The sequence below is a fragment of the Porphyromonas sp. COT-108 OH1349 genome (assembly GCF_000768755.1).
GTDB classification, from domain to species: Bacteria; Bacteroidota; Bacteroidia; order Bacteroidales; family Porphyromonadaceae; genus Porphyromonas_A; species Porphyromonas_A canoris.
This window is the reverse complement of the sequence record NZ_JRAH01000008.1, coordinates 1-22783: the sequence shown is the minus strand read 5'-3', so window position 1 is coordinate 22783 and position 22783 is coordinate 1. Positions and strand designations below refer to the sequence as shown.

General features: G+C 43.8%; 19 protein-coding genes. 10 read left to right on the top strand and 9 right to left on the bottom strand.

The genetic code is table 11. The features are described 5' to 3' along the window. Positions 1-1272 precede the first annotated feature (1272 nt). The 3 genes from JT26_RS01415 to JT26_RS01405 all read right to left on the bottom strand — a co-directional run bounded on the left by JT26_RS01415 (position 1273) and on the right by JT26_RS01405 (position 4735). On the bottom strand, positions 1273-2565 hold the full coding sequence (locus JT26_RS01415; protein WP_036845089.1) for a serine dehydratase subunit alpha family protein: 1293 nt from the start codon (positions 2563-2565) through the stop codon (positions 1273-1275). A gap of 107 nt (positions 2566-2672) precedes the next feature. Then, the gene (locus JT26_RS01410) at positions 2673-4169 is read right to left on the bottom strand and encodes an acetyl-CoA hydrolase/transferase family protein (RefSeq protein WP_036845087.1); all 1497 of its coding nucleotides are present in this window, start codon (positions 4167-4169) and stop codon (positions 2673-2675) included. Positions 4170-4270: 101 nt separating this feature from the next. Continuing rightward, positions 4271-4735: a hypothetical protein gene (locus JT26_RS01405; RefSeq protein ID WP_036845084.1), complete on the bottom strand. Its 465-nt coding sequence runs from the start codon at positions 4733-4735 to the stop codon at positions 4271-4273. A 276-nt stretch (positions 4736-5011) separates the two neighbouring features. Between JT26_RS01405 and miaB the strand changes: the two genes are divergently transcribed. Further along, on the top strand, positions 5012-6382 hold the full coding sequence (miaB, locus tag JT26_RS01400) for a tRNA (N6-isopentenyl adenosine(37)-C2)-methylthiotransferase MiaB (RefSeq protein WP_036845082.1): 1371 nt from the start codon (positions 5012-5014) through the stop codon (positions 6380-6382). Between the two features lie 17 nt (positions 6383-6399). Further along, positions 6400-7404, top strand: a complete 1005-nt coding sequence (locus tag JT26_RS01395; protein WP_036845079.1) for a glucosaminidase domain-containing protein — start codon at positions 6400-6402, stop codon at positions 7402-7404. Between the two features lie 2 nt (positions 7405-7406). Here JT26_RS01395 and JT26_RS01390 read toward each other — a convergent pair whose 3' ends face one another. Then, positions 7407-7778 carry a YraN family protein gene (locus tag JT26_RS01390; RefSeq protein ID WP_052110280.1) on the bottom strand — a complete coding sequence of 124 codons (372 nt, stop codon included), beginning with the start codon at positions 7776-7778 and terminating at the stop codon, positions 7407-7409. A gap of 51 nt (positions 7779-7829) precedes the next feature. Between JT26_RS01390 and JT26_RS01385 the strand changes: the two genes are divergently transcribed. Continuing rightward, positions 7830-8276: a nucleoside deaminase gene (locus JT26_RS01385; RefSeq protein WP_036788970.1), complete on the top strand. Its 447-nt coding sequence runs from the start codon at positions 7830-7832 to the stop codon at positions 8274-8276. A gap of 372 nt (positions 8277-8648) precedes the next feature. Here JT26_RS01385 and JT26_RS01380 read toward each other — a convergent pair whose 3' ends face one another. The 5 genes from JT26_RS01380 to JT26_RS01360 form a co-directional block, all read right to left on the bottom strand. After that, positions 8649-10865 carry a cation-translocating P-type ATPase gene (locus JT26_RS01380; RefSeq protein ID WP_052110279.1) on the bottom strand — a complete coding sequence of 739 codons (2217 nt, stop codon included), beginning with the start codon at positions 10863-10865 and terminating at the stop codon, positions 8649-8651. 11 nt (positions 10866-10876) lie between these two features. Further along, positions 10877-11158, bottom strand: coding sequence for a hypothetical protein (locus JT26_RS01375; RefSeq protein ID WP_036845076.1), 282 nt, complete (start codon positions 11156-11158; stop codon positions 10877-10879). Between the two features lie 10 nt (positions 11159-11168). Continuing rightward, on the bottom strand, positions 11169-11831 hold the full coding sequence (gene pssA / locus JT26_RS01370; RefSeq protein WP_036845073.1) for a CDP-diacylglycerol--serine O-phosphatidyltransferase: 663 nt from the start codon (positions 11829-11831) through the stop codon (positions 11169-11171). Positions 11832-11849: 18 nt separating this feature from the next. Continuing rightward, complete coding sequence (locus JT26_RS01365; RefSeq protein ID WP_036788964.1) at positions 11850-12536, bottom strand: phosphatidylserine decarboxylase family protein; 687 nt, start codon at positions 12534-12536, stop codon at positions 11850-11852. A 217-nt stretch (positions 12537-12753) separates the two neighbouring features. Continuing rightward, complete coding sequence (locus JT26_RS01360; protein WP_152566956.1) at positions 12754-13821, bottom strand: S24 family peptidase; 1068 nt, start codon at positions 13819-13821, stop codon at positions 12754-12756. A 212-nt stretch (positions 13822-14033) separates the two neighbouring features. Here JT26_RS01360 and JT26_RS01355 point away from each other — a divergent pair, with 212 nt between their 5' ends. The 7 genes from JT26_RS01355 (at position 14034) to JT26_RS01325 (ending at position 22772) form a co-directional block, all read left to right on the top strand. Continuing rightward, entirely contained in the window at positions 14034-14693 is a 660-nt protein-coding gene (locus JT26_RS01355) for an ABC transporter ATP-binding protein (RefSeq protein WP_036788960.1), read from the top strand. 18 nt (positions 14694-14711) lie between these two features. Continuing rightward, positions 14712-15998 (top strand): ABC transporter permease, encoded by a 1287-nt coding sequence (locus JT26_RS01350; protein WP_036845067.1) that lies wholly within the window; start codon positions 14712-14714, stop codon positions 15996-15998. Positions 15999-16025: 27 nt separating this feature from the next. Beyond that, positions 16026-17297 carry an ABC transporter permease gene (locus JT26_RS01345; RefSeq protein ID WP_052110278.1) on the top strand — a complete coding sequence of 424 codons (1272 nt, stop codon included), beginning with the start codon at positions 16026-16028 and terminating at the stop codon, positions 17295-17297. A 56-nt stretch (positions 17298-17353) separates the two neighbouring features. Then, positions 17354-18457 (top strand): efflux RND transporter periplasmic adaptor subunit, encoded by a 1104-nt coding sequence (locus JT26_RS01340; protein ID WP_036845063.1) that lies wholly within the window; start codon positions 17354-17356, stop codon positions 18455-18457. 252 nt (positions 18458-18709) lie between these two features. Continuing rightward, positions 18710-20023, top strand: a complete 1314-nt coding sequence (locus JT26_RS01335; protein ID WP_160217621.1) for a TolC family protein — start codon at positions 18710-18712, stop codon at positions 20021-20023. Between the two features lie 103 nt (positions 20024-20126). After that, on the top strand, positions 20127-20702 hold the full coding sequence (locus JT26_RS01330) for a 30S ribosomal protein S16 (protein ID WP_036845060.1): 576 nt from the start codon (positions 20127-20129) through the stop codon (positions 20700-20702). An 834-nt stretch (positions 20703-21536) separates the two neighbouring features. After that, positions 21537-22772 carry a site-specific integrase gene (locus tag JT26_RS01325; protein ID WP_036845057.1) on the top strand — a complete coding sequence of 412 codons (1236 nt, stop codon included), beginning with the start codon at positions 21537-21539 and terminating at the stop codon, positions 22770-22772. Positions 22773-22783: the final 11 nt, after the last annotated feature.

Sequence of the window (22783 nt, the reverse complement as noted above, 5' to 3'; positions counted from 1 at the left end):
AATTCTGTTACAACCGACCCAAAGTCAAGAAACAACCGACCCAAAGTCAAGAAATAACCGACCCGAAGTCAAGAAATAACCGACCCGAAGTCAAGAAATAACCGACCCGAAGTCAAGAAACAACCGACCCGAAGTCAAGAAATAACCGACCCGAAGTCAAGAAACAACCGACCCGAAGTCAAGAAACAACCGACCCGAAGTCAAGAAACAACCGACCNGAAGTCAAGAAACAACCGACCCGAAGTCAAGAAACAACCGACCCGAAGTCAAGAAACAACCGACCCGAAGTCAAGAAACAACCGACCCAAAGTCAAGAAATAACCGACCTAAAGTTAATAAATAACTTACATAAAATTGATTTCTTACCAACCAATTCTATATTTCTCGCCGTGAAATATTCGTTTCTCGCCGTGAAATATTCGTTTCTCGCCGTGAAATATTCGTTTCTCGCCGTAAAATATAGAATTAATCAATAATAACAGAACTATTACTCATTATCTTTCAAACTTTTACTCAATAACTTTCAATTTAATGTTCAGGTGCTTTCATATTGATGTTCAGGAACTTTCAAGGAAATCCTTAAGAGCTTTCAAGGGAATCCTCAAGAGCTTTTGCCTGAAACCTTTAGTGCTTTCCTACCAATCTTCCGTTACTTTTCAGCCAATTCTCAAGAACTTTCAAGGGAATCCTCAAGAGCTTTTGCCTGAAACCTTTAGTGCTTTCCTACCAATCTTCTGTTACTTTTCAGCCAATCCTTTACCACTTCCCAGCCAATTCTCAAGAGCTTTCAAGGAAATCCTAAAGAGCTTTTGCCTGAAACCTTTAGTGCTTTCCTACCAATTTTCCGTTACTTTTCTGCCAATTTTCAAGAACTTTCAAGGGAATCCTCAAGAGCTTTTGCCTGAAACCTTTAGTGCTTCCCTACCAATCCTCCCTTACTCTCCTGCTAATCCTTTACTACTTCCCTGATAATCCTCCGCCACTTTTCCGATAATCCTTTACTGCTTTCCCGACAATCTTCTGATACATCCCAAGCAATCCTTTAGATTTTTTTCTGTGCCTACACGCAAGTTTTTTTCGTACGTACGCAAGTTTTCTCCCTCTTATCCACGAAAAAAAATTCCATGCACATAGACTTCTCTATGCGCATGGAATTTTCATGGTTGGCGGAAGGTGTTTCGGATGCTTCCGCAAGGATGTTCTGGTGAGTGAAGGCGACGGAGCGATAGGATCCACAGAAGATTGCTCACGCGAATTGGGACTCCTCCCCCCCTACTTGGTGGTCATGATGTCGAGCACGACCTTGTCCACCTGCTGCATCGCATCGGCACCGATGAGGGTGAGGTTACGGATGGTTTTGTCCACGTCATTGTCGATGATGCCCTCGGTGGAGGTTACCACTCGCTGCTCTATTGCCATCATCGCAGCCAGCATGGCGGACGATACTCCGGTGGCTACCTTGAGGGCGCATCCGGGCTTGGCTCCGTCGCACATCATACCGGTGATGTTGGCTATCATGTTTTTGATGGCATACCCGATCTGCTCTTTGGTGCCTCCCATGAGGTAGGTGATGCCGCAGGCGGATCCGGTGGCTGCCACGACGCATCCGCAAAGGGCGGAGAGCCTGCCGAGAGACTGCTTGATGTAGATGACCATGAGGCTGCTGAGCATGATGGCTCTCGCCATCTGTTCTTCAGAGGCTCCGATCTCTTTGGCGTAGCTGTAGACGGGGAGCGAGGAGGCTATACCTTGGTTGCCGCTGCCGCTGTTGCTCATGACGGGGATGGGCATGCCACCCATGCGGCCGTCGCAGGCATTCGCGGTCATGGAGAGTACCCGGGTGTAGACGGTGTCGCCCATGAGGTGGTGCGCCTGTGGGGAGGTCAGCATCTTGCCGATGCCGTGCCCGAAGTCGCCCTGTGAGGACTCCTCGGATGCTTTCTTGTTCATCTCGGCGGCTCCTATGATGTAGCGGATCTCTTCGAGGGGCGCTTCCATGGCGTAGCGGTAGACGAGGTCGTAGTCGAGCATGATGTGTCCGTCTGTCTCTTCTTCTCTCCCGCCGGAGGTCTCTTCGGAAGATCGGGAGAGGAGCGTCTCGCCGTTTCTGGTGAGTTTTATGATGTTGGTATGGAGATGCTCCACCACGGCGGAAGCTGTTCCGCTCGGCGTGGTGATGACGGTCTCGATGTAGAGCTTGTCCACGGGCTCTTGTTTCAGCCCGATTTTAATGGATATGTTATCAAGGAGCTGCTTGCCTTTTTCGACCAGCTCCGGAGAGATGCCGCCAAGGATGTTGAGCCCCATGGAAGAGTCTCTTATTATGGCTCCGAGCGCAATGGCAATGGGAAGACCTATCATGCCCGTGCCGGGAATGCCCACTCCCATCGCATTCTTGAGGACATTCGTGCTGAGATAAACGTCTATCTGCGTGGGGGCATCGTCCAACAGCTCGGCTGCAGCAGCGGTGGTGAAGGCTACGGCAATGGGTTCCGTACAGCCCGTTGCCGGCACTATCTCACTCTGTATGAGAGCATCTATCTCTTTTCTTGTCTCTGCTTTCATAAATAGTAATAGCTTCGTTTAAGAAAAAATATACCCACCTTCTTCCGAAAAAGAGATGGGTATATCTTTCTGATGGTATATCATATAATGTATAAATACAAGCGCGGTTATCTTGTGTAGTCTGCCCACTTGACATTCTTCATGCTGCCGGTCTTTGCAAACTGTTCGTGGAAGGCAAATGCGGCACTCAGGCACTGAGGTGTGTGTCCCTTTACGCCCAGCTGCAGATACTCGCGCAAAACGGGACGATAGTCCGGATGTACACAGTTTTCGATGATCGCTTCAGCTCTTTCTCTCGGTGCTTTCCCTCTAAGATCGGCAACGCCATACTCGGAAATAATGATGTTCACCGAGTGCTCGGAGTGATCCAGGTGAGAAACCATCGGAACGAACGCGCTGATGTCTCCGTCCTTTGCCGTAGATGGTGTGGTAAAGATGGAAAGATATGCGGAACGGGTAAAGTCTCCCGACCCTCCGATACCGTTCATCATCTTTGTGCCCAGAACGTGAGTGGAGTTTACGTTACCGAAAATATCCGCTTCGAGAGCAGTATTGATGGTGATGAGTCCTAAACGACGAACGATTTCGGGATTGTTGGAAATCTCCTGCGGACGAAGAACGATCTTGTCCTTGAAGAAGTCGAGATTGGCATAGATCTCCTGTATCACATCGCGGGAAACGGTAAGAGAGCATCCGCTCGCATACGTTACGCGCCCTTTCTTCATAAGGCTGATCACGGAGTCTTGAATCACTTCGGTGTAGACCTCAAAGTTTGGAACATCAGGGTTGTCTCCCAAAGCTCCAAGCACGGCATTGGCTACGTTGCCCACACCGCTCTGAAGAGGCAGGAAACTCTTAGGCATACGACCCTCGCGCATCTCTTTCACAAGAAAGTCTGCAACATTCTTTCCGATGGCTCTTGTTACATCGTCAAGAGGAGCAAAGCCTCCTTCGTCATTCGGCTCGGATGTCTTGACCACTGCAACGATCTTTTCCGGATCTACCTTTATGGTGGTCGTTCCGATCCTGTCTCTTACATTATATATGGGTATCTCTTTGCGAACGGGAGGGTCTGCCGGCTCATAAAGGTCGTGCAAGCCGCGAATCTCTTTCGGGTGTTTGTCGTTGAGCTCCACGATGATCTTGTCTGCCAAACGACAGATAGTAGGAAGGATTCCCACCGCAGAAGTCGGAACAATCTCCCCTTCTTCTGTTACGTCGCAGGCTTCCACGATGGCAACATTGACCTTTCCCAGATAACCATAACGAAGATATTGAGGGAGCATTGAAAGGTGCATATCGACGTAAGATGTGCCGTTGCTGTTGAGTAGATTGCGAAGATCCTTATTGCTTTGGTAAGGAGTTCTGAACTTTATCGCATTTGCTCGTGCCAACTCTCCATCCATTCGGTCTCCCGATGACGCTCCGGTAAACATTCCTATGCGGAAAGGACGTCCTTCTTCATGCTCTTTTCTTGCATGGTCCGCTATTGCCTTAGTAACAACCTTAGGACAACCGGCTGCAGTGAATCCGCTAAAACCTACGTTGTCGTTGTCTTTTACCAATACCGCAGCCTCTTCTGCGGTCATGAATTTCAATGCCATAAGCTAATTTAATAATTGATATATGGTTATGTCTATGTATTATTCTTCTACTCTATGAGGATCCGTCTCTCCTCTCTTAGTCTTTCTGTGGTTTTGTTGAGCTAAAATCTGCGCTTCAACAACTCGGAAAAGATAATGGCGCGTCTCCACTCCTCAATGTTGTCAGGGATATAATCCTCTCTCTCCAATCGGGCTTGAAGACTTTCCGGTCGCTTCTCTTCCTCCGGCTCGAATCTGTATTCTGCTCGAAAACTTTTCCCTTCTGTCTCCGCCTTGAAGTCATACTTTTGCCGGATCGAATGAGATGGAACTACATCCAAAGGGGGTTGCTGAAAAACCTCTTTCGTATTGCCTGCAATATCAAGACTTGGCTTTACACTCTTCTCTTTGAGTCTAAAGATCTCATCAGACAAGCCCTTTACGCTCTTTTGACCGAAGAAATTCCAGTCAAAGACATCGTCCGTTCCGATCTCTTCGTCCTGTGCATTCTCTTTCTGTTTAGAAACTTGCTTCACGAAGAATCCGATCAGCCCGAAGATTGTAGCCAACATTATAAAAGCACCCATACTTTATTATCTTATAGGAGTTTATTCGTACATTTGCCCCAAATGTATGAATTGTTTTATCCTCTCGCAAATAATTCTATTTATTTCCCTACAAAGATAAAGAAAAAAGGGCTCAAACCTCACGGTCTAAGCCCTTCATGTAATTAACCAAAACCTTAACTATGAAAAATCTTATGCGTTTGCCTGCAAAGGTAATAATAATATTTTGATCCAACAAATACTTTGAATATTTTTATTTCGCAAATAGAGATAAGACAAAAAATTTAATTTCATCCCATGATTAATACAAAAAACAAAGACTATAAAAATTCAAACAACGTAAAATTACTATACATAGAAACCTATGGATGCCAGATGAACATCGCAGACAGTGAGGTTGTGGCATCTATTATGGAGACAGACGGATATGATTTAACAGAGAACATGGACGAAGCAGATGCCATATTCATCAACACTTGTTCGGTCAGAGAAAATGCCGAAACCAAAGTATTGAACAAATTGGAGCAGCTACACCACATGAGAAAGAAGTCCGGGAGGAAAGTTGTACTTGGTGTGCTTGGATGTATGGCAGAGCGTGTCAAGGAAGATCTCATCAATAATCATAACGCGGATCTCGTAGTAGGTCCTGACTCTTATATGGATCTCCCGAACCTTGTCGGTGCTGCGGAGAAAGGAGAGAAAGCAATAAACGTAGAGCTTTCCACTCAAGAGACATACAAGGATGTAATCCCTCTGAAAATGAGCGGGCTTCACATCAGCGGATTTCTCTCTATCATGAGAGGGTGCAACAACTTCTGTACTTACTGCATCGTACCTTATACTCGCGGCAGAGAGCGAAGCAGATCTATCCAAAGCATACTGAATGAGATAGATCACATGAAAGAAAAAGGATATAGAGAGGTTACTCTTTTGGGACAGAATGTCAACTCTTATCTCTATACCACTCCGGAGGGAGAAGAGATCAACTTTGCAAAGTTGTTGGAATTGATTGCACTGCGAGCTCCCAATATGAGAATCCGATTTACTTCTCCTCATCCCAAAGACATGAGCGACGAGACACTGCTTGTCATGAGCAAGTACCATAATATATGTAAGCATATACACTTGCCGGCTCAGAGCGGGAGCAACAAGATCTTAAAGGTAATGAATCGGAACTATACCAGAGAATGGTATCTGGACAGAGTAAGTAAAATAAGATCCATAATGCCGGACTGTGGAATTTCTACAGATATGTTTTGTGGCTTCCATTCGGAGACAGAAGAAGACTTTCAAGAGACTCTCGACCTCATGAGAGAGGTAGGATACGACTCTGCTTTTATGTTCAAATACTCCGAAAGACCAGGTACTTATGCAGCAAAAAGGCTTCCGGACGATGTCCCGGAAGAGGTGAAGTTGGATCGTCTTCAGAGGATGATCAATCTGCAAAACGAACTTTCCGAAAAAAGCAACAAGCAAGACATCGGAAAAGTCTTTGAAGTACTCATAGAGGGATTCTCAAAAAAGTCGAGAGATCAACTCTTCGGACGTACCCAACAAAACAAAGTGGTCGTATTCGATAAAGGCTCCTACCGGATAGGTCAGCTTGCCCAGGTACGCATAACAGAAGCAACATCCGCAACCCTGAAAGGTGAAGCCATAGAAGTTTAACACCAAATAAATTCCGTATGAAACACTCTTACATTCTTTGCTTCATAATACTTCTACTCGCGTCCTGCTCTGCTCCCAGACAGGTTGCTCCCCCACCAACACCGCAAGGGACAAGAGGTATCAACTCCAAATATGACGCCTACATACAACGCTATGCGCCTTTAGCCTACAAGCATCAGCGTCAATACCGCATTCCGGCGAGCATAACTTTGGCACAAGGACTCTTGGAAAGCGGAGCCGGACAGTCTACATTGGCAAGGAAAGCCAATAATCATTTCGGTATCAAATGCCACAACTCCTGGAGAGGAGCCAAAACATTTCATACGGACGACAGACCCAACGAGTGTTTCAGAGCCTACAACTCTCCGGAAGAGTCCTTTGCAGACCATGCGGAGTTTCTAAAAAAGAAAAGGTACGCTCCCCTATTCCAGCTTGATGTCAGCGACTATAAAGGCTGGGCTAAAGGCCTGCAAAGAGCGGGATATGCCACGGATAAAGCATACGCCAACAAGCTTATCAAGATTATAGAAGACTATCGGCTGTATCTTGTAGACCAAGGAAATGTGAGCAGGTATTACGAATACAACAGACCTCAAAAGGGGGTAGAGAGAGTCAATCCATATCTTCCGGAGCAGAAGACAAGCAGACCTGTGATTGAAGAAAAAACGAGAAATGAAAAAGGAGAACGTCAGCCCTATCTCAACGGCAATCTTCTCTACATCATTGCAGAAAGAGGAGACAACTTGGCTTTCATTGCTCAAGAGTATGAGATCTCCGAACAAAAGCTCTCCGCTTACAACGATTTTCCGGCGGGTTATCCACTTGCTGCCGGAGACATTGTGTATCTTCAACCGAAGCTTTCCAGAGCACAACCTCCGCATTTTGAACATATTGTATCCGTTGGAGAAAGCATCCATACCATTTCGCAAAGATATGGCATCAAGCTAAGCAGCTTATACAAGCTAAACAAGCTGAACGACGAATACCTGCCGACAGAAGGAGATATTCTGAAGCTGAGATAAGATCAGACAAAAGGCATTAGAGCATTACGAACGTGTAGATACTCTAATGCCTTTATGTCATTATCGCAGACAAAGAAATAGTCTATCCTGACATCTCTATACTCTATGGTAGAAGAGTGCAAATAGAGATCCACGGCAGATAAGATGTGGCGCTGCTTACCGGGAGGTATAATCTCTTCGATCCCAAGAGCCGAAGGCAGACTGTTTCTGGACTTCACCTCTATAAAGACAAGCACATCCCCTTCCATTGCGATAATGTCTATCTCATACCGCCCGATCTTAACATTGGTATCGAGGATATTGAACCCTATATCCGTCAAAGTATCTATTGCATACTTCTCACCGATGCTGCCATATTGATTGTGCCTTGCCATTATCCTAAATCTTATTCCGAAAGGCAAATGTAAATATAAAACGTATAAAATATGCAAGACAACTTACTTTCCGATGAGTTTTTTATGCGTGCGGCTCTGCGAGAAGCCACTGTCGCATACGAAGAGAATGAAGTTCCTATTGGAGCAGTGATAGTCTCCAACGGAAAGATCATTGCATCCGAACACAACAGAACGGAGCAGCTATGCGACGTAACGGCACATGCAGAGATTCTTGCCATCACTGCTGCCCAAATGCATTTAGGAGCAAAGTTTCTTACGGATTGTACTCTATACATTACCATAGAGCCTTGCGTCATGTGTGCCGGAGCCATCAAATGGGGCAGACTTGGCAGAGTGGTTTTTGGCGCTCCTGAGGCTAAATTCGGATTTCGTGCCGTTTCAGATAAAATTCTTCACCCCAAAACGGAGCTTACAACAGGCATTCTTGAGGAGGAGTGTGCTGCTCTGATGAAAAGTTTTTTTGCCAAGCGTCGGTAAGCGTATTACTCTCGTGGCTCTTCTGTTGTCCGTTCTCTCTTTTTCGGCAACCGCTTTTCTTTCTCATCTTAACCCATTCATAAAATGTTGTTATCACGCTAAAAAAGGGAGATAAAGCTTAACAATTCTGCAAATCAAGGTTCGGTCTGCAACCATCGCAGCTTGATTGCCGGAAACCAAAGCATGATTTGAGGGATTCGCACCTTGATTTCAGATTCTATAAAGGTTCATGCAAAGAAGTAAACGTGTACAACAAATAAAATAGATATGGCTACGACAAGAAAGATAAGAGTTGGAAAAAATCAAGGGAGGTAAAATTCAGAAAAAGAATTTACCTCCCTTTTTATTTATGATCAAGCTGATCTTTCTATCCTAAAGTTTTACTCTTCTCAAGCGGAGACTATTGGCAACGACAATAATCGAACTCATCGCCATGGCTCCGGCTGACCAGAGAGGAGAGATATAGAGTTTCGGATAGAACACTCCCGCAGCCATCGGAATGGCAACAAGGTTATAGAGAAATGCCCAAGCGAAGTTTTCATATATGATTCTCTTCGTTCTCTTGGAGAGATTGATGAATGTAGATATCGGTGTAAGAGTAGTACCTATGACCGTAAGATCGGAAACCTCTTTGGCAATATCACTTCCGGTGGCCATGGCTATGCTGATATCCGCAACAGCCATAGAGGGAGAGTCGTTGACACCATCGCCAATCATCGCCACTTTTTTACCTTTTCCTTTTAAGGCTCGAAGATATTCCGCCTTATCCTCCGGTGTTAAACCTCCTTTATATTTATCTATCCCCAGCTTAAGCGCAAGTGCTTTTACAGCTTCTTCTCTGTCTCCGGAAAGAAGATGAGGCGTGATGTTACCGGACTTCAAATCCTGTATAAATGACGTTGCGGTAGATTTCAAACAGTCTTCAATAGCCCATACAGCCGTAAGATAGCCGTTTCGGGAAAGATAGATAAAGGTGGCATTGGGATGCGAAAGCAGAAAACCCGAAAGGACGGACTTCTCCGATGGATTCTTCGTAGGAGCATCGGCATACTCCGCACTGCCGATCTTGTATCTTATTCCTTGTACATCTTCAAACTCAAGTCCCTTGCCGATCTTTTCTTCAAAGCCGACAAGAGAGATCTCTTTTCTCTCTGTGAGTCCTACGGAGAGCCGTTCTATAATTGCTTCTGCCAATGGATGAGTGCTTCTCCGTTCGGCTTCTATCACCACTCTCTTTATTGCTTCTTTTTCTCCCCACCACAGAGAAGCCACGACCTGAGGACGTCCCAAGGTCAGTGTGCCTGTCTTATCCAACACAACATCAGTAACTCCGGACATATTTTCCAATGCGACCACGTTTGAGATTAGCAAGTGTTCTTTGGCAGCTCTTCCCACTGCAACCGTAATCGCCGTAGGTGTTGCCAATCCCATTGCACAAGGGCAAGCAATGGCAAGTACCGAAACTGCAAAAAAGAGTCCTAAGGATACAGAGCCGGGGATAGAGGATACACTCCATAGCACAAAGGTGAGTAGAGCCAAAAGAAGAATTACGGGAACAAAGTAAGAAGCAATCTTATCCGCAATGCGTTGAATAGGTGCCTGCATGCCTTGAACCCTTTTAACCGCCTCCAATATCTTGCCGAAAAGAGTCTCTTTCCCTACTGCTTCTGCCCGATACTCCAGTAATCCGGATGTGGAAACCGTTGCTGCAAACAGAGCATCACCGGCATCCTTCAGCTTTGGAATGGGTTCGCCCGTTATGGTGCTCTCATCCACTGTGGCAGTTCCTTCCATGACAACACCATCGACAGCCACATATTCTCCTTGTCTAAGACGTAGAATATCTCCTACCACCACTTCGGAAATTGGAACAGAAACAAACTCTCCATCCCTTTTTACAGAAGCCTGTTGCGGCACTCTACCCATAAGCTCTCTATAAGCCACGGTAGTCTGCTGCTTTGCTCTCTCTTCCAATCTTTTCCCGACAAGCACAAAAGCCACAATCATACCCACAGCATCAAAATAGTGCATCGTATCATGAGAGACCTCTTCCCGTAAGTGAGAAGAGAGTATGATATATATACTAAAGAAGTATGCCACGGAGATGCTCAGACTTATGAGTGTATCCATGTTGGTCGTCTTTAACTTGAGCATCTTTAAGGCTCGTTGATGATATGGCAATGCGCAGTAAGCAAACGAAACAGATGCAAAGAGAAGAGCTGCTATATCTTCTACCACTTTTGGAAGAGGGTGCCAGTGAAAACCATGCATCAGATGAATCCCCATAAGTAATACTGCCATAACAATGGCGGTAATCATTCTGATCAGAATACTTTTATCTTCAAGAAGCTCTTCTTGAGGCTGACCATCCCATGTTACATCATAACCTGCCTCGTGGAGTACACTCTTTACGGTATCTGCCTGCTCATGTTTGGCAACGGAAATCTCTATGGTTTTATGAAGCAGAGAGATGTTTACCTCCTCTACTCCCTCTATTTCCTGTGCTGTTTTTGTAGCAAAGGCTACACAGCCTGCGCAGTGTAGCCCTTCTATATGACCTTTGTGAATTTTATTTTGTTTCCGACTCATATCAATATCTTTTACAATTCTTCATATTCGGCGTACTCAGCATTTTTTTTGTCCATACCGGCACTTCGAATCACAGAAACAGAGTCTTTCGGCTTCTGTGTCTCTGTGTTCTGCTGCCTTCGTCCTCTTTTTTGAGACTCTCCTGCTTGAGAATATCTGGAGGCTTGCTCTGCAAATCGTTTTGCCAGACGGCTGATAAAAAATCCCTGTATAGATCCATATTTCTTTTCTATGATATATCTTACAAGGTAGTACAAGCATAGTGCTATGAATATGCCTAATATTATCTCCATAATCTTTGTCTTATTCGTATATGTGTTTACATAGTGCCAACGAAAGAAGAATGTACAAGAATATTGCCAGAGAGAATCCAAGCATACCAAATACAGAAATCAAAGCGACAGATATGACAAGTAAGGCATAAATCCAGACATTTCTTTTCTTTAGAGACAGCATCGGTATCTCAGAAACCAAAAGGTAGCTGAACAATACTGCTATACCAATGACCAAATATGGCATATAACCTAATGTAAGCCACTGGCTGTTATTCTTCAAAAACATAACCATACCAATCCAAAACATCGCATTGGCAGGGGTAGGAAGTCCAATAAAAGTAGAAGTCTGGCGAGGATCGTTATTGAACTTTGCCAGTCTGTAAACAGAAGCGACAACAAGTACCATAACCGACAATGCTGTCCACCCTACATACGGTTGTAATACCATGAATAGCATAAAGGCAGGAGCTATTCCGAAAGAGAGAAGATCGGCAAGAGAGTCGAGATCTTTACCCAAAGGAGAAAAAGCCTTTAGCATCCTGGCAGCGAAGCCATCCAGAAAATCCAATACGGCTGCAATGGCAATGAGTCCGACAGCACAATGGAAAAGTTCTGCAGCAGCCATAGCCACCGCCATCGCTCCACATAGAGCATTACAGAGTGTAAGCAGATTCGGAATGTGTTTCTTCATGGGTTCTTCAATTGAATATTAAGACAACTCTGCCAAAAGAGTCTGATTACCCGTTACGACTTGTCCTATTTCCACTTTTACGGTACTGTCCAACGGGACATAAACATCCACACGAGAGCCAAACTTAATAAAGCCCATGTGTTCGTCTATATAGCACTCCTCTCCCTCTTTGGCGTAGGTTATGATTCTCTTGGCTACCGCCCCTGCAATCTGCCGAGCAAGAATCATCCGTCCGCATTCAGTCTCTATCACTACCGTAGAACGCTCATTCTCAACACTGCTCTTAGGGAGATAAGCAGCCATAAATCTACCTTGATGATGACGGACCAATCTGACAAAACCATCGACCGGATACCAGTTGGCATGAACGTTAAATACAGACATAAAAACCGATATCTGAATACAGTTGCACTTCAATACTTCAGGTTCATAAACTTCTTCCACAGCAACAATTTTACCATCAGCAGGCGCTACAATCTTTTTGGCTGTATCCTGACCATATTTTCTCAATGGAGAACGAAAAAAGTTGACCTCCAAGAGAAATAAAATAAGAGCTATGGGAGTAACAATATAGAATGCCAGCTTATTCTCTACAAAGGCATACAGATATGCCACAACAAAGAAAAATAGAACAAACGTGCCTGCAAGAAGTCCAACTCCTTCTCTATGCAGTTTTATTTTTTTATTGCGTCTAAGCTTCATGATGATATATTACGTCTCTTAATTGTGGTACAGCAGGATTTTTCCTACTAAATACAAAGATACATTTTTTGAGAGAATTACGTGGCAGCCGAGATATTTAAGAAAAAAGCAGGTATATCTTTCTTCCTTTTTTATTCCGATCAGCAGCTTTTTTCAAAACCTACTTCTACAAAAAAGTCATCCCGTAAGAGATGACTTTTCTTCTTTTGGAGAGTAGAGCCTAACGCTTGAACTTTCGGGACACAAGCTGTACCACGTTATAGATCTCTCTGATGTCATTCATCTCTATCTTGATGTCTTCAAACATCGGATTGAGAGATGAGAGTACAAAGTATCCTTTATCTATGTTTTGTTCTTTAATAGATTTAAGTACCAATCCCTCTGAAACAGTTACAAAAAGAAAGTAGGGCCAATGATGCGTGTGCAGCTTCGATAGCCAATATTCCGGTTTGATGCTTCGGCAAAGTAAAATATCTTTATCGAGGATGGAGTTCATAGATCCATCCGTCATAGAGTCGCCCTTGACCTCAAATAAGAGATAATGCCCAAAATACTTCTGATCCGCCAATACAGGTTTATGCTCCAAACTTTCCAAAAAAACTTCGTCTTCATACGAATTGAGTTTTCCGGCATAGGCGTGAATAGGGACAAAAGGGACATACATCTGATGTACATTGTCATAGAAAGTGGCATTGCTCCTCAGGTATTCTCGTTTAGAGTCGTCGATGTTAGGGATAGCATCATTCCACTGAGCGTTATAGATAGGTCCGCTGCCATGCAGCAGCCATAGTCTGCTATAGTATGGATAAGCCTCCAGAAGCTTGTCGCAGGTCTTTTCGTGTGGGATACTCTGCCTTTTTGAGATACGATAAAGCGTTGTTTGAGAAATACCTGAAAGTTTTTGAGCTAATGTTTGATAATTCTCCCCTTCCTGCTTCATAATGTAGGTAAAACGCTCACTACGTGTGGCTCCTTCCTTAAAATGTTTTGTGGTATAAGGCTGTGGAGTTTGTGCCAAAAGCATCTCTCCCACTCCTTCCATAACCCATGCCTTAGAGAATATGCCCGGAAAAACACTCAAAAAAGAGTCTATAAACTTTTCACTAAGGAAACGGGAAGAGTCGTGAAAAGCAGAACGCACACTACCTGGAGGCAGAGAAAGCCTGTCTGCCAACTCCCTAAGGCTGGGAACTTTCCCTTCTTCTTTAAGGTAAGTAAGGCAGGCCCGCATACGCTCTTTTCGTTGTAGGATATGTTCGGGGATAGAATTAAGCACTTTTTGTTCCACTATTAAAAAATTTTTTCTCTGCTCTATTGAGCAAGACAAATATAGCTATTTATTCTATAAAGTATTATCAATCAAAGCTATTACATTCTTTTAGGTTTTAATATCTAAACTAATAAGAGTACAAAGTATTACTAATGTAATAAAAATATATCCGTACTATGTATTGCATAATTCATTATGATATTATACCTTTGCATCAAATACCAAACATCATGATACAGATAAAAGATCTACACAAAACCTATCCGGGAGTTCAACCACTACATGTACTTAAAGGTGTCAGCCTTGAAGTGGAAAAAGGAGAGATGGTTGCCATAATGGGCGCGAGCGGTTCAGGCAAAAGTACATTGCTGAATATACTCGGTATCCTGGACACTTACGATGAGGGATATTACAGACTCAATGGAAAACTTATCCAAAACTTATCCGAAAAAGAAGCTGCAGCCATACGAGGGAAAGATGTAGGATTTGTATTTCAGAGTTTTAATCTCATTCCGTTTAAGACTGCTGCGGAAAATGTTGCACTGCCTCTGTTTTATCAAGGAATCGGGCGAAAAGAAAGAATAAAAAGAGCACACGAATACTTGGATAAAGTAGGCTTGCTGGACTGGAGTCATCACAAACCGAATGAAATGTCCGGAGGACAGAAGCAACGTGTAGCTATCGCAAGAGCTTTGATCTCCAAACCATCTGTCATCTTAGCGGATGAGCCGACAGGTGCATTGGATAGCACTACGACCACAGAGGTGATCAACTTACTGAAAGAGATCAATGCTTCGGAAAATATGACCATGATCATTGTAACGCACGAACGAAGCGTGGCAGAAGAAACCCAACGTACCATATATATACGTGACGGGCTTATCATCTAATCTTAAACAATACAAGATATGATCTCTTTCTTTCAAGAGTTATTCCACTCTCTACGGAACAATAAGCTAAGAAGTGCTCTTACCGCATTCTCTATTGCTTGGGGAATCATCATATTGATTCTTCTCTTGGGTTCCGGAAAAGGAGTTGAAAATGGAATTCGCAAAACAGCGGGAGAGTTAGGACAGCTTGAAGCAAATGTCAAAGTCTATCTATGGAGTACGGAAGAGCCTTATGCCGGTTATCAGGCAGGCAGGTCTCTTTCTCTCAAACCGGCACAACTGGATCTCCTGAGAGAGATGAATAAAAATATTTTCTATGCCATAGAACCGGTGCAAGATAACTTTACAAGAATAAGTACAACCTATGGTGTTTGCGATGCGAAGATAACAACCCTCTCAGTCGCAGAGCACGAAAAGAACTCCGAAACAATAGTAATGGGGCGAACGTTCACTCCTCAAGAAATGAAAGAGGGACAAAAGGTGATTCTTTTATCCGAAAAGGATATTCTTAAAATCTTTGCCAATAAGGACGAGTGTCTAAACAGCTCTGTTCTTATAAATGGTATAATGTTTAAGGTTATCGGAGTAAGACAAGACATAGATGTTTACAGCAGAGGAACTCATAAGATCCCTTTTGCCACCTATGCCAATATGTATCCGAACGATGTCCTCTCTTTCTCAACCCTTATGGCTTATCCACATCCTCACATATCATCAGAAAAGTTGGCAGATTACGAGGATGAGTTTCGATCTCAGATTTGTAGGATTGTGAAAGCATCCCCTGACGATTACGGAGCCATGTTTATAGACAATCCGTCTCAAAATGCCAAAACGATCCAGAAAATCTTTTCCGGCATTCAGATGTTGCTTTGGATTATAGGTATAGGTACGCTGACAATAGGAGTTGTAGGGGTATCAAATATTATGCAGGTAACTGTACAGGAACGCTTCAAAGAGATTGGAATTCGGAAAGCACTCGGAGCAAAACCCTATAATATACTGGCTCTTGTCTTGGGAGAGTCTATTATACTCTCTGTCTTTTCGGGGATGATCGGGCTTCTTGCAGGAGTTGGGTTATTAGACCTGATCGGAGATCTTTTTGAGCGAAATGGTTGGGGTAAACAAATCATTCCCAATGACAATAATGATATGTCAATGTACATATTTTCCGACCCTCAAGTGGATCTTCAAATAGCATTCGGAGCACTCATTGTTCTCATTATTGCCGGTATCGTAGCTGGGTATGCTCCTGCAAGAAAAGCGATCAAAATACCTGCTATTGTGGCAATGAGAGATATGAAATAATGGTGTGAGATATAAAGATATACAGTTATGATACACTTTTTAGACAAAGAAAGACAGACCGAAATATGGTACACCATACGCACCAATAAGCGTAGAAGTGTAATGACTTCCATGGGTGTCTTCTTCGGGATGTTCATCTTTACAGTACTGCTAAGCATAGGTATCGGGATGGAGAATGGGATGAACAGACAGATAGAGTCCGTTTCGAGCAACCTCACAGCTTATATGCTCTCCACCACCACTCGCCCCTATCAAGGATATAAAAACAATAGAAGGCTGGAGACAACCTATGATGATTATTTGCAAATCAAAAAACAGAGCAAGACACTAAGCAACGTGGTCTGCTCCATGATCTGGGAAAATCAGAACGGAGGCTGGATGAGTACGATAAACTCTACTCAAAAGAAAGGCAGAGGCTATATGATGGGTGTCTCAACAGGATACTTGGAACAAAACCGCCCGGCATTGATTGCGGGCAGGCTTCTATCGGATAGAGACATAGTGGATAAGAAGAATGTCTGCGTCATTGGAATGAATGTCTTAAAATCTCTCTTCGACTCTCCGGAAGATGCTTTAGGCAAACACATTTTTGTTTCAGGAATGTCTTTTCGGGTGATTGGAGTAACAGGGGAAGCGAACATGCAGGTTTTCGGCCCTAATTCGGCATACTCTGCTTATATTCCCCTTCCATTCGTGGCAAATGATAACCCCGAAGCAAATGTTCTTTTATTGGGAACGCCCAAACAGGATATTTCGGAAGAGGAAGTAAAAGAGGAGCTTTTCTCTTATTTCTCAAGAAAGTACCACATCCATCCGGAAGATAAAGATGTGCTTATCTCTGCCGGGATGAGAATCATCTTTGGTCTCTTCGGCATGATTACGGGAGGCGTAAAGATCTTAGTCTGGCTTATAGGGATGGGAACTCTCATTACCGGTATCATCAGTGTTTCCAACATTCTTTTGGTAACGGTAAGAGAAAGACAGAGAGAGATCGGAGTGCGCCGAGCTTTGGGAGCCAAGCCGAGAGATATATTCGAGCAGTTTATCTTGGAATCTGTTTTTATCATCTCTCTTGCAGGCTTTACCGGCTTATTCCTTGGTCTGCTTGTAGCTCTCGGCATCGGAAGTGTGGTAGAAAATATAAACGGTATCAGAGAGTTTATCGTCTCGCCTTATCCTCAGCTTCATATCCTGATCATTTCAATACTTATTGTCTTGGTCTCCGGTATTCTTGCCGGCCTTCTTCCGGTTTACAAAGCCCTTGAGGTGAAAGCCATAGATGCAATAAGAGATGAATAAAACAAATCACATACTATTATAATCCGAATACATTAAACACAAAAACATAAACCATCATGAGCAAGAAAAAAAGAGTATTAAAAGTGATACTGGGCGTTGTGATTGCCTTAGTAGTAATCTCTGTTGTAGGAACCATTATTTCCAAAACCGGGAACAAGACTGTTGCCTACGAAACCCTAAACCCAACCACCAATGACACTGTGGAGCTGAACACGATCCTTACAGGAAGTATCGAGCCACGAGATCTTGTCCTCATCAAACCTCAAATGACCGGTATCGTTGCCGAGCTTTTGAAGCAACCCGGAGAGATGGTACAAGCCGGCGAACTTGTAGCCCGTATAGCGATGGTTCCGGATATTGCCACCGTACAAAATGCACAAGCCAGAGTCGAGACAGCGCTTATACAGCTGAATCAGGTAAGAGAAGTTTACGAGAGAGACAAGTCCCTTTACGAGCAAAAAGTACTTGCCACAGAACGATTCCAAGAGAGCAAAGCTGCTTTTGATCGTGCAACCATCGACTACAACTCTGCCAAAGAGACTCTCGAACTGGTAAGCAAAGGATCCAGTGCATCCACCAAAAGCTCCAACAACACCCTTGTACGCGCCACCGTTTCGGGTCTTATCTTGGAACAACCCGTAAAGGTCGGTCAGAGCGTCATACAGTCCAACAACTTCAACGAAGGTACCACCATCGTAAGCATTGCAGACCTCAAAGATCTTCTCTTCATAGGTAATGTGAACGAAAGCGATGTGGCAAAGATCAAGGTGGGCGCCGATGTTACCATCAGAATAGGAGCAATGCCGAAGAAGACATTCCCTGCGACAGTAGAGTATGTATCTCCCAAAGGTGTGCAGACATCCGGCTCTGTAATGTTTGAAGTAAAAGCTGCTCTGGACAAAACAGACCTGACAGGCATACGTGCCGGTTTCAGCAGCAATGCCGAAATCATTTTGGACAGGAAAGAAAACGTGATGACCATCCCGGAAAAATGTGTTTACTACGAAGGCGACAAAAGCTTTGTCTACGTCTCCAAAGGGGGTAGCAAAGAAGAAGACTTTGAAAAGAAAGAAGTTCAGCTCGGAATATCGGACGGACTCAAAGTGGAAGTCCTTTCCGGTCTGACCGAAAATGAGATCATAAGAGGCAATAAGAAATAAAGATTTTAAGCACAAGTCATGAAACCGACATACCTTTTCAGAGAGACCAACGCTCCTTTTTCCAAAAACCCTCGCCCCCTTTTCAAGAGCTCTTTATTGCTTTCCTCAAAAAGCTTTAGAGCTTTCTCCAAAAAGCTTTATTGCTTTCTTCAAAAACCTTTAGTGCTTTTTCGAGAAACCTTTAGTGCTTTTTCAAGAAACCTTTATTGCTTTTTTGAGAGACCTTTATACCTGCCATTTTTCTCCCTTATTTTGGCTCTGTTTTTACCCCTGAATCGGGCAGAGGCTCAGGAGAAAAAGCTGTCGGAATGTATCGAATATGCCAAGCTGCACAGCCCGATGTTGATAAACCTTCAAAACAGGATAGATGCTATCGAGATCGAACTGAAAGACTCCAAGATGGCTTTTACTCCTAATCTTGGTGGGTCTGTGGGAGAATCCCTCTCCTTCGGACGCTCTCAAGATAAATCGGGAGTGTTCAGAGATGTCAGCTCCGGTAACACGTCATTCTCCATAGGAGCCGGTCTGTCGCTGTTTGAAGGTGGAGCCAAATGGTATCACTACAAGAAAAGCAAGCTCGCACACGAGCAGACACCATTCATCATACGAGAAGCAGAAGACAGAGTTGCCCTAAAAATAGTGGAAGGCTACATCAACCTGCTTCTTGCCAAAGAGATCGTACAGGTTGCGGAAGAACGCCTTGCACTGACAATGAAAAACCTGAACGAAACAGAAGCTCGCGTGAAGGCAGGAAAGCTCCCGGAATCCAAGCTGATGGAACTCCAAACCCAAGCAGGATCGGACAAGTTGAGCGTAGCAGAAACCAAAGCCGATGCAGAAAGAGCTAAAGCCAACCTTCTCTTCGATATGGGAGCAGGCAAAGATCTCGACATCGACATCGCGACCACTTCTGCCGAAGAAATCCTCGGACGTCTCCTCCTGAGCGATGCAGAGACAAAAAACGTCAACTGGGTCTCCCCCACCATCGCTCTAGCACAAGGAGAAGTAGACAAAGCCGAATATGACATCAAACGCGCAAAAGCCGCTCTTTGGCCCTCACTCTCCATGAATGCCGGATACAGCAACGGATACTACTTCTCTCTCGATAAGAATCTCAAAGGAGTGAACATCCCGTTTGCAGATCAGATGAAAAGCAACGGACGTACATACATAGGACTGTCTCTAAACATCCCGATATTCTCGAAAGGACAGATCAGAAGCGGTATCAAGCGTGCAACTCTGCAAAAACGGCAGATGGAGAACGACCTGAAGATAAAGCAGGCAGAAGAAGAGCAAAACATATCTCTGGCAAAAATAGACCTGAACAAATCCATCGAACAGCACAAGCAAGCCAAATCCAACGAAGAATATGCCAAAGAGAGTCTTCGCCTTGCAGGATTGGAGTTTGATGCGGGGAGGATTAGCAGCTACGAATGGGAGATCGTCAAGAATAAATATGCCGAAGCAAAAGCCACGCATATCCGAGCTATCTACAACCGCTTGATGCGTACCATCACCCTTAAATACTTCAATACGGGAGTGATAGATCTTTCTCTTGCAGAATAAAAATTAAAAACGTACCTTTGTGCCTGATTTCCTCCGAGTTACGCGTAGCTCACGGGAGGAAGCCGTACAAATCAATTATTCACATTCTTAATTTTCAAAATTAATGGCAACTAAGATTAGATTGCAAAGACACGGTCGCAAGGGTTATCCCTTCTACAGAATCGTGGTGGCAGATAGCAGAGCACCGCGCGACGGTAAATTCATTGAGCGTTTGGGTACTTACAACCCAAATACCAATCCTGCTACAGTGGATTTGAACTTTGAAAGAGCATTGTATTGGCTGAACGTAGGCGCACAACCTACAGACACTACAAGAAACATCCTCTCAAGAGAAGGTGTTCTGCTCATGAAGCACCTCCTTGGTGGTGTTAAGAAAGAGAAGTTTACTCTCGAAGAAGCACAAAGACGTTTTGACGCTTGGAAAGAAGCAAAGGTAAAAGGCTTCCAAGCAGAGCGACAAAAGCTTGTGGAAGCAAAGAACGCTGAAGCAAAACAACGTCTTGAAGCAGAAAAAGAAGTAAACAAGGCTAAAGCCGAAGCTCTAAGAGAAAAGAAGGCTGCAGAAGAAAAGGCTAAACAAGAAGCAGCAAAAGCTGCTGCTGAAGAAGCCGCAGCTGAAGCAGAAGGCACAGCAGAAGAAGTGGCTGCTGCTGAAGAAGAAGCTCCTGCAGAAGCTTAATCTCAGAGTTTATCTCTCAACACTCGAAGCTATTTAGAGAATAGAAGCTATTCTAAATAAATAGAGCCACAAAGAGGCTGTATCAAATGCAAGTTTGGTGCAGCCTCTTTTTTTTTATTCTAAAAAGATTAGGTACTTTCCCCGAAACCTTTAGTGCTTTTCCTCAAAACCTTTAGTGCTTTTCCCCGAAACCTTTAGTGCTTTTCCTCAAAACCTTTAGTGCTTTTTCCAGAAACCTTTAGTGCTTTTCCTCAAAACCTTTAGTGCTTTTCTCCAAAACCTTTAGTGCTTTTCTCCAAAACCTTTAGTGCTTTTCTCCAAAACCTTTAGTGCTTTTTCCAGAAACCTTTAGTGCTTTTTCCTGAAACCTTTAGTGCTTTTCCCCGAAACCTTTAGTGCTTTTCCTCAAAACCTTTAGTGCTTTTTCCCGAAACCTTTAGTGCTTTCTTCCAAAACCTTTAGTGCTTTTCAAAGAAAATCTATCCCAAAAGGTCTAAAAAAAGCAGAATGGTGAAAATGAGTTGTGACACAGTAAGTTAGGGGCTTTAAGCCATCTGGCAGAAAACCTTGAAAGGACAGGTTTATGCCACCTCCGGACAGAGTAGCGTTACCAAAACATTACCACCTCATTTGAATATGAGATTTGGGAAAAGCGGTAACGAATAGGGCAAAATCCGACTTGCATTTTGGGGATTATCTTTGACAAAGATATTTTGATGGTAGAAAAGAAGCCTTTTAATTGTCTGTGGTTTCTTTACCATTGAAAGACAATACTTTGCATAGCAATGAATAACCTGACAATAAATAGTTTTGTAAACCATAAAAGTCAGAGTTATGCGTAGTACATTTAAGGTTTTGTTCTACCTCAAAAAGAATGCTCCCAAGAAGAACGGTTCTGTTCCCATTATGTGTCGTATCACCATTGACGGTACGATAGCCCAGTTCAGTTGCAAATGTGATATTCACCCCGATTTATGGGACATCAAAAGTAATCGTGCATTGGGAAAAAGTAGCGTGGCATTGGAGACAAACCGCTTCTTGGACAAGATACGTGTCGGCATCAATGCCAAATACAAGGAAATTGCCGAGAGGGACAACTATGTCACTGCAGAGAAAGTGAAGAACGCCTTTTTAGGTTTGGAAATGCGACATGAAACCCTGCTGAAAGTCTTCGCCCAGCACAATGAAGACTTCGTCAAACAGGTTGATGCAGGCTTACGAAGCCCATCTACCTATAGTAAGTATTGTATGGTCTATAAGCATTTGGAGGAGTTCATCAAGACCCGCTATCGTGTCAGCGACATTGCGCTAAAAGAACTAACTCCGGCTTTCATCACCGATTTCGAAATCTTTCTACGCACCGAAAAGCAATGCTCCCATAATACAGTATGGATTTATATGATGCCCTTGCGTCGTATGATTACTATTGCCCAAAATCACGGATGGATAATCCGTGACCCGTTTGTGGATTACAGTATATCCGCTGAAAGTACCGACCGAGATTATCTGACCAAAGATGAGATCCGCCAACTCTTGGATTTAAAGTTCCGTCGCAAATCAATCGAACTTGCTCGGGATTTGTACGTATTCTGTTGCTTTACGGGCTTATCCTTTACTGATATGAAGAACTTGACTAAAGACAATATCCGAACATCTTTTGATGGGAAACTCTGGATTATGACCAAGCGACAGAAGACGGGTGTGGAGTCCAATATCATGCTTTTGGACATTCCCCTAAAAATCATCGAGAAGTACGAGGGACTAGCAAAGGATAACTTCCTTTTTCCCGCTCCGCACTATATAACTGCTTGTAAGAATATCAAGAAAATCATCCGACAATGTGGTATCGAAAAGGCTATTACATGGCATACCAGTCGCCATACTATGGCAACAGAAGTCTGTTTGACCAATGGAGTCCCTATTGAGACCCTTTCTAAAATACTTGGACATACGAATATCCGAACTACCCAAATCTATGCTAAGATTACCCATGAAAAAGAGAGTCGAGATATGGAAGCCCTTTCTGATAAGTTGAGCAAAATAGAACAATTCAACGGTATCACCATATAATGAGGAGAACG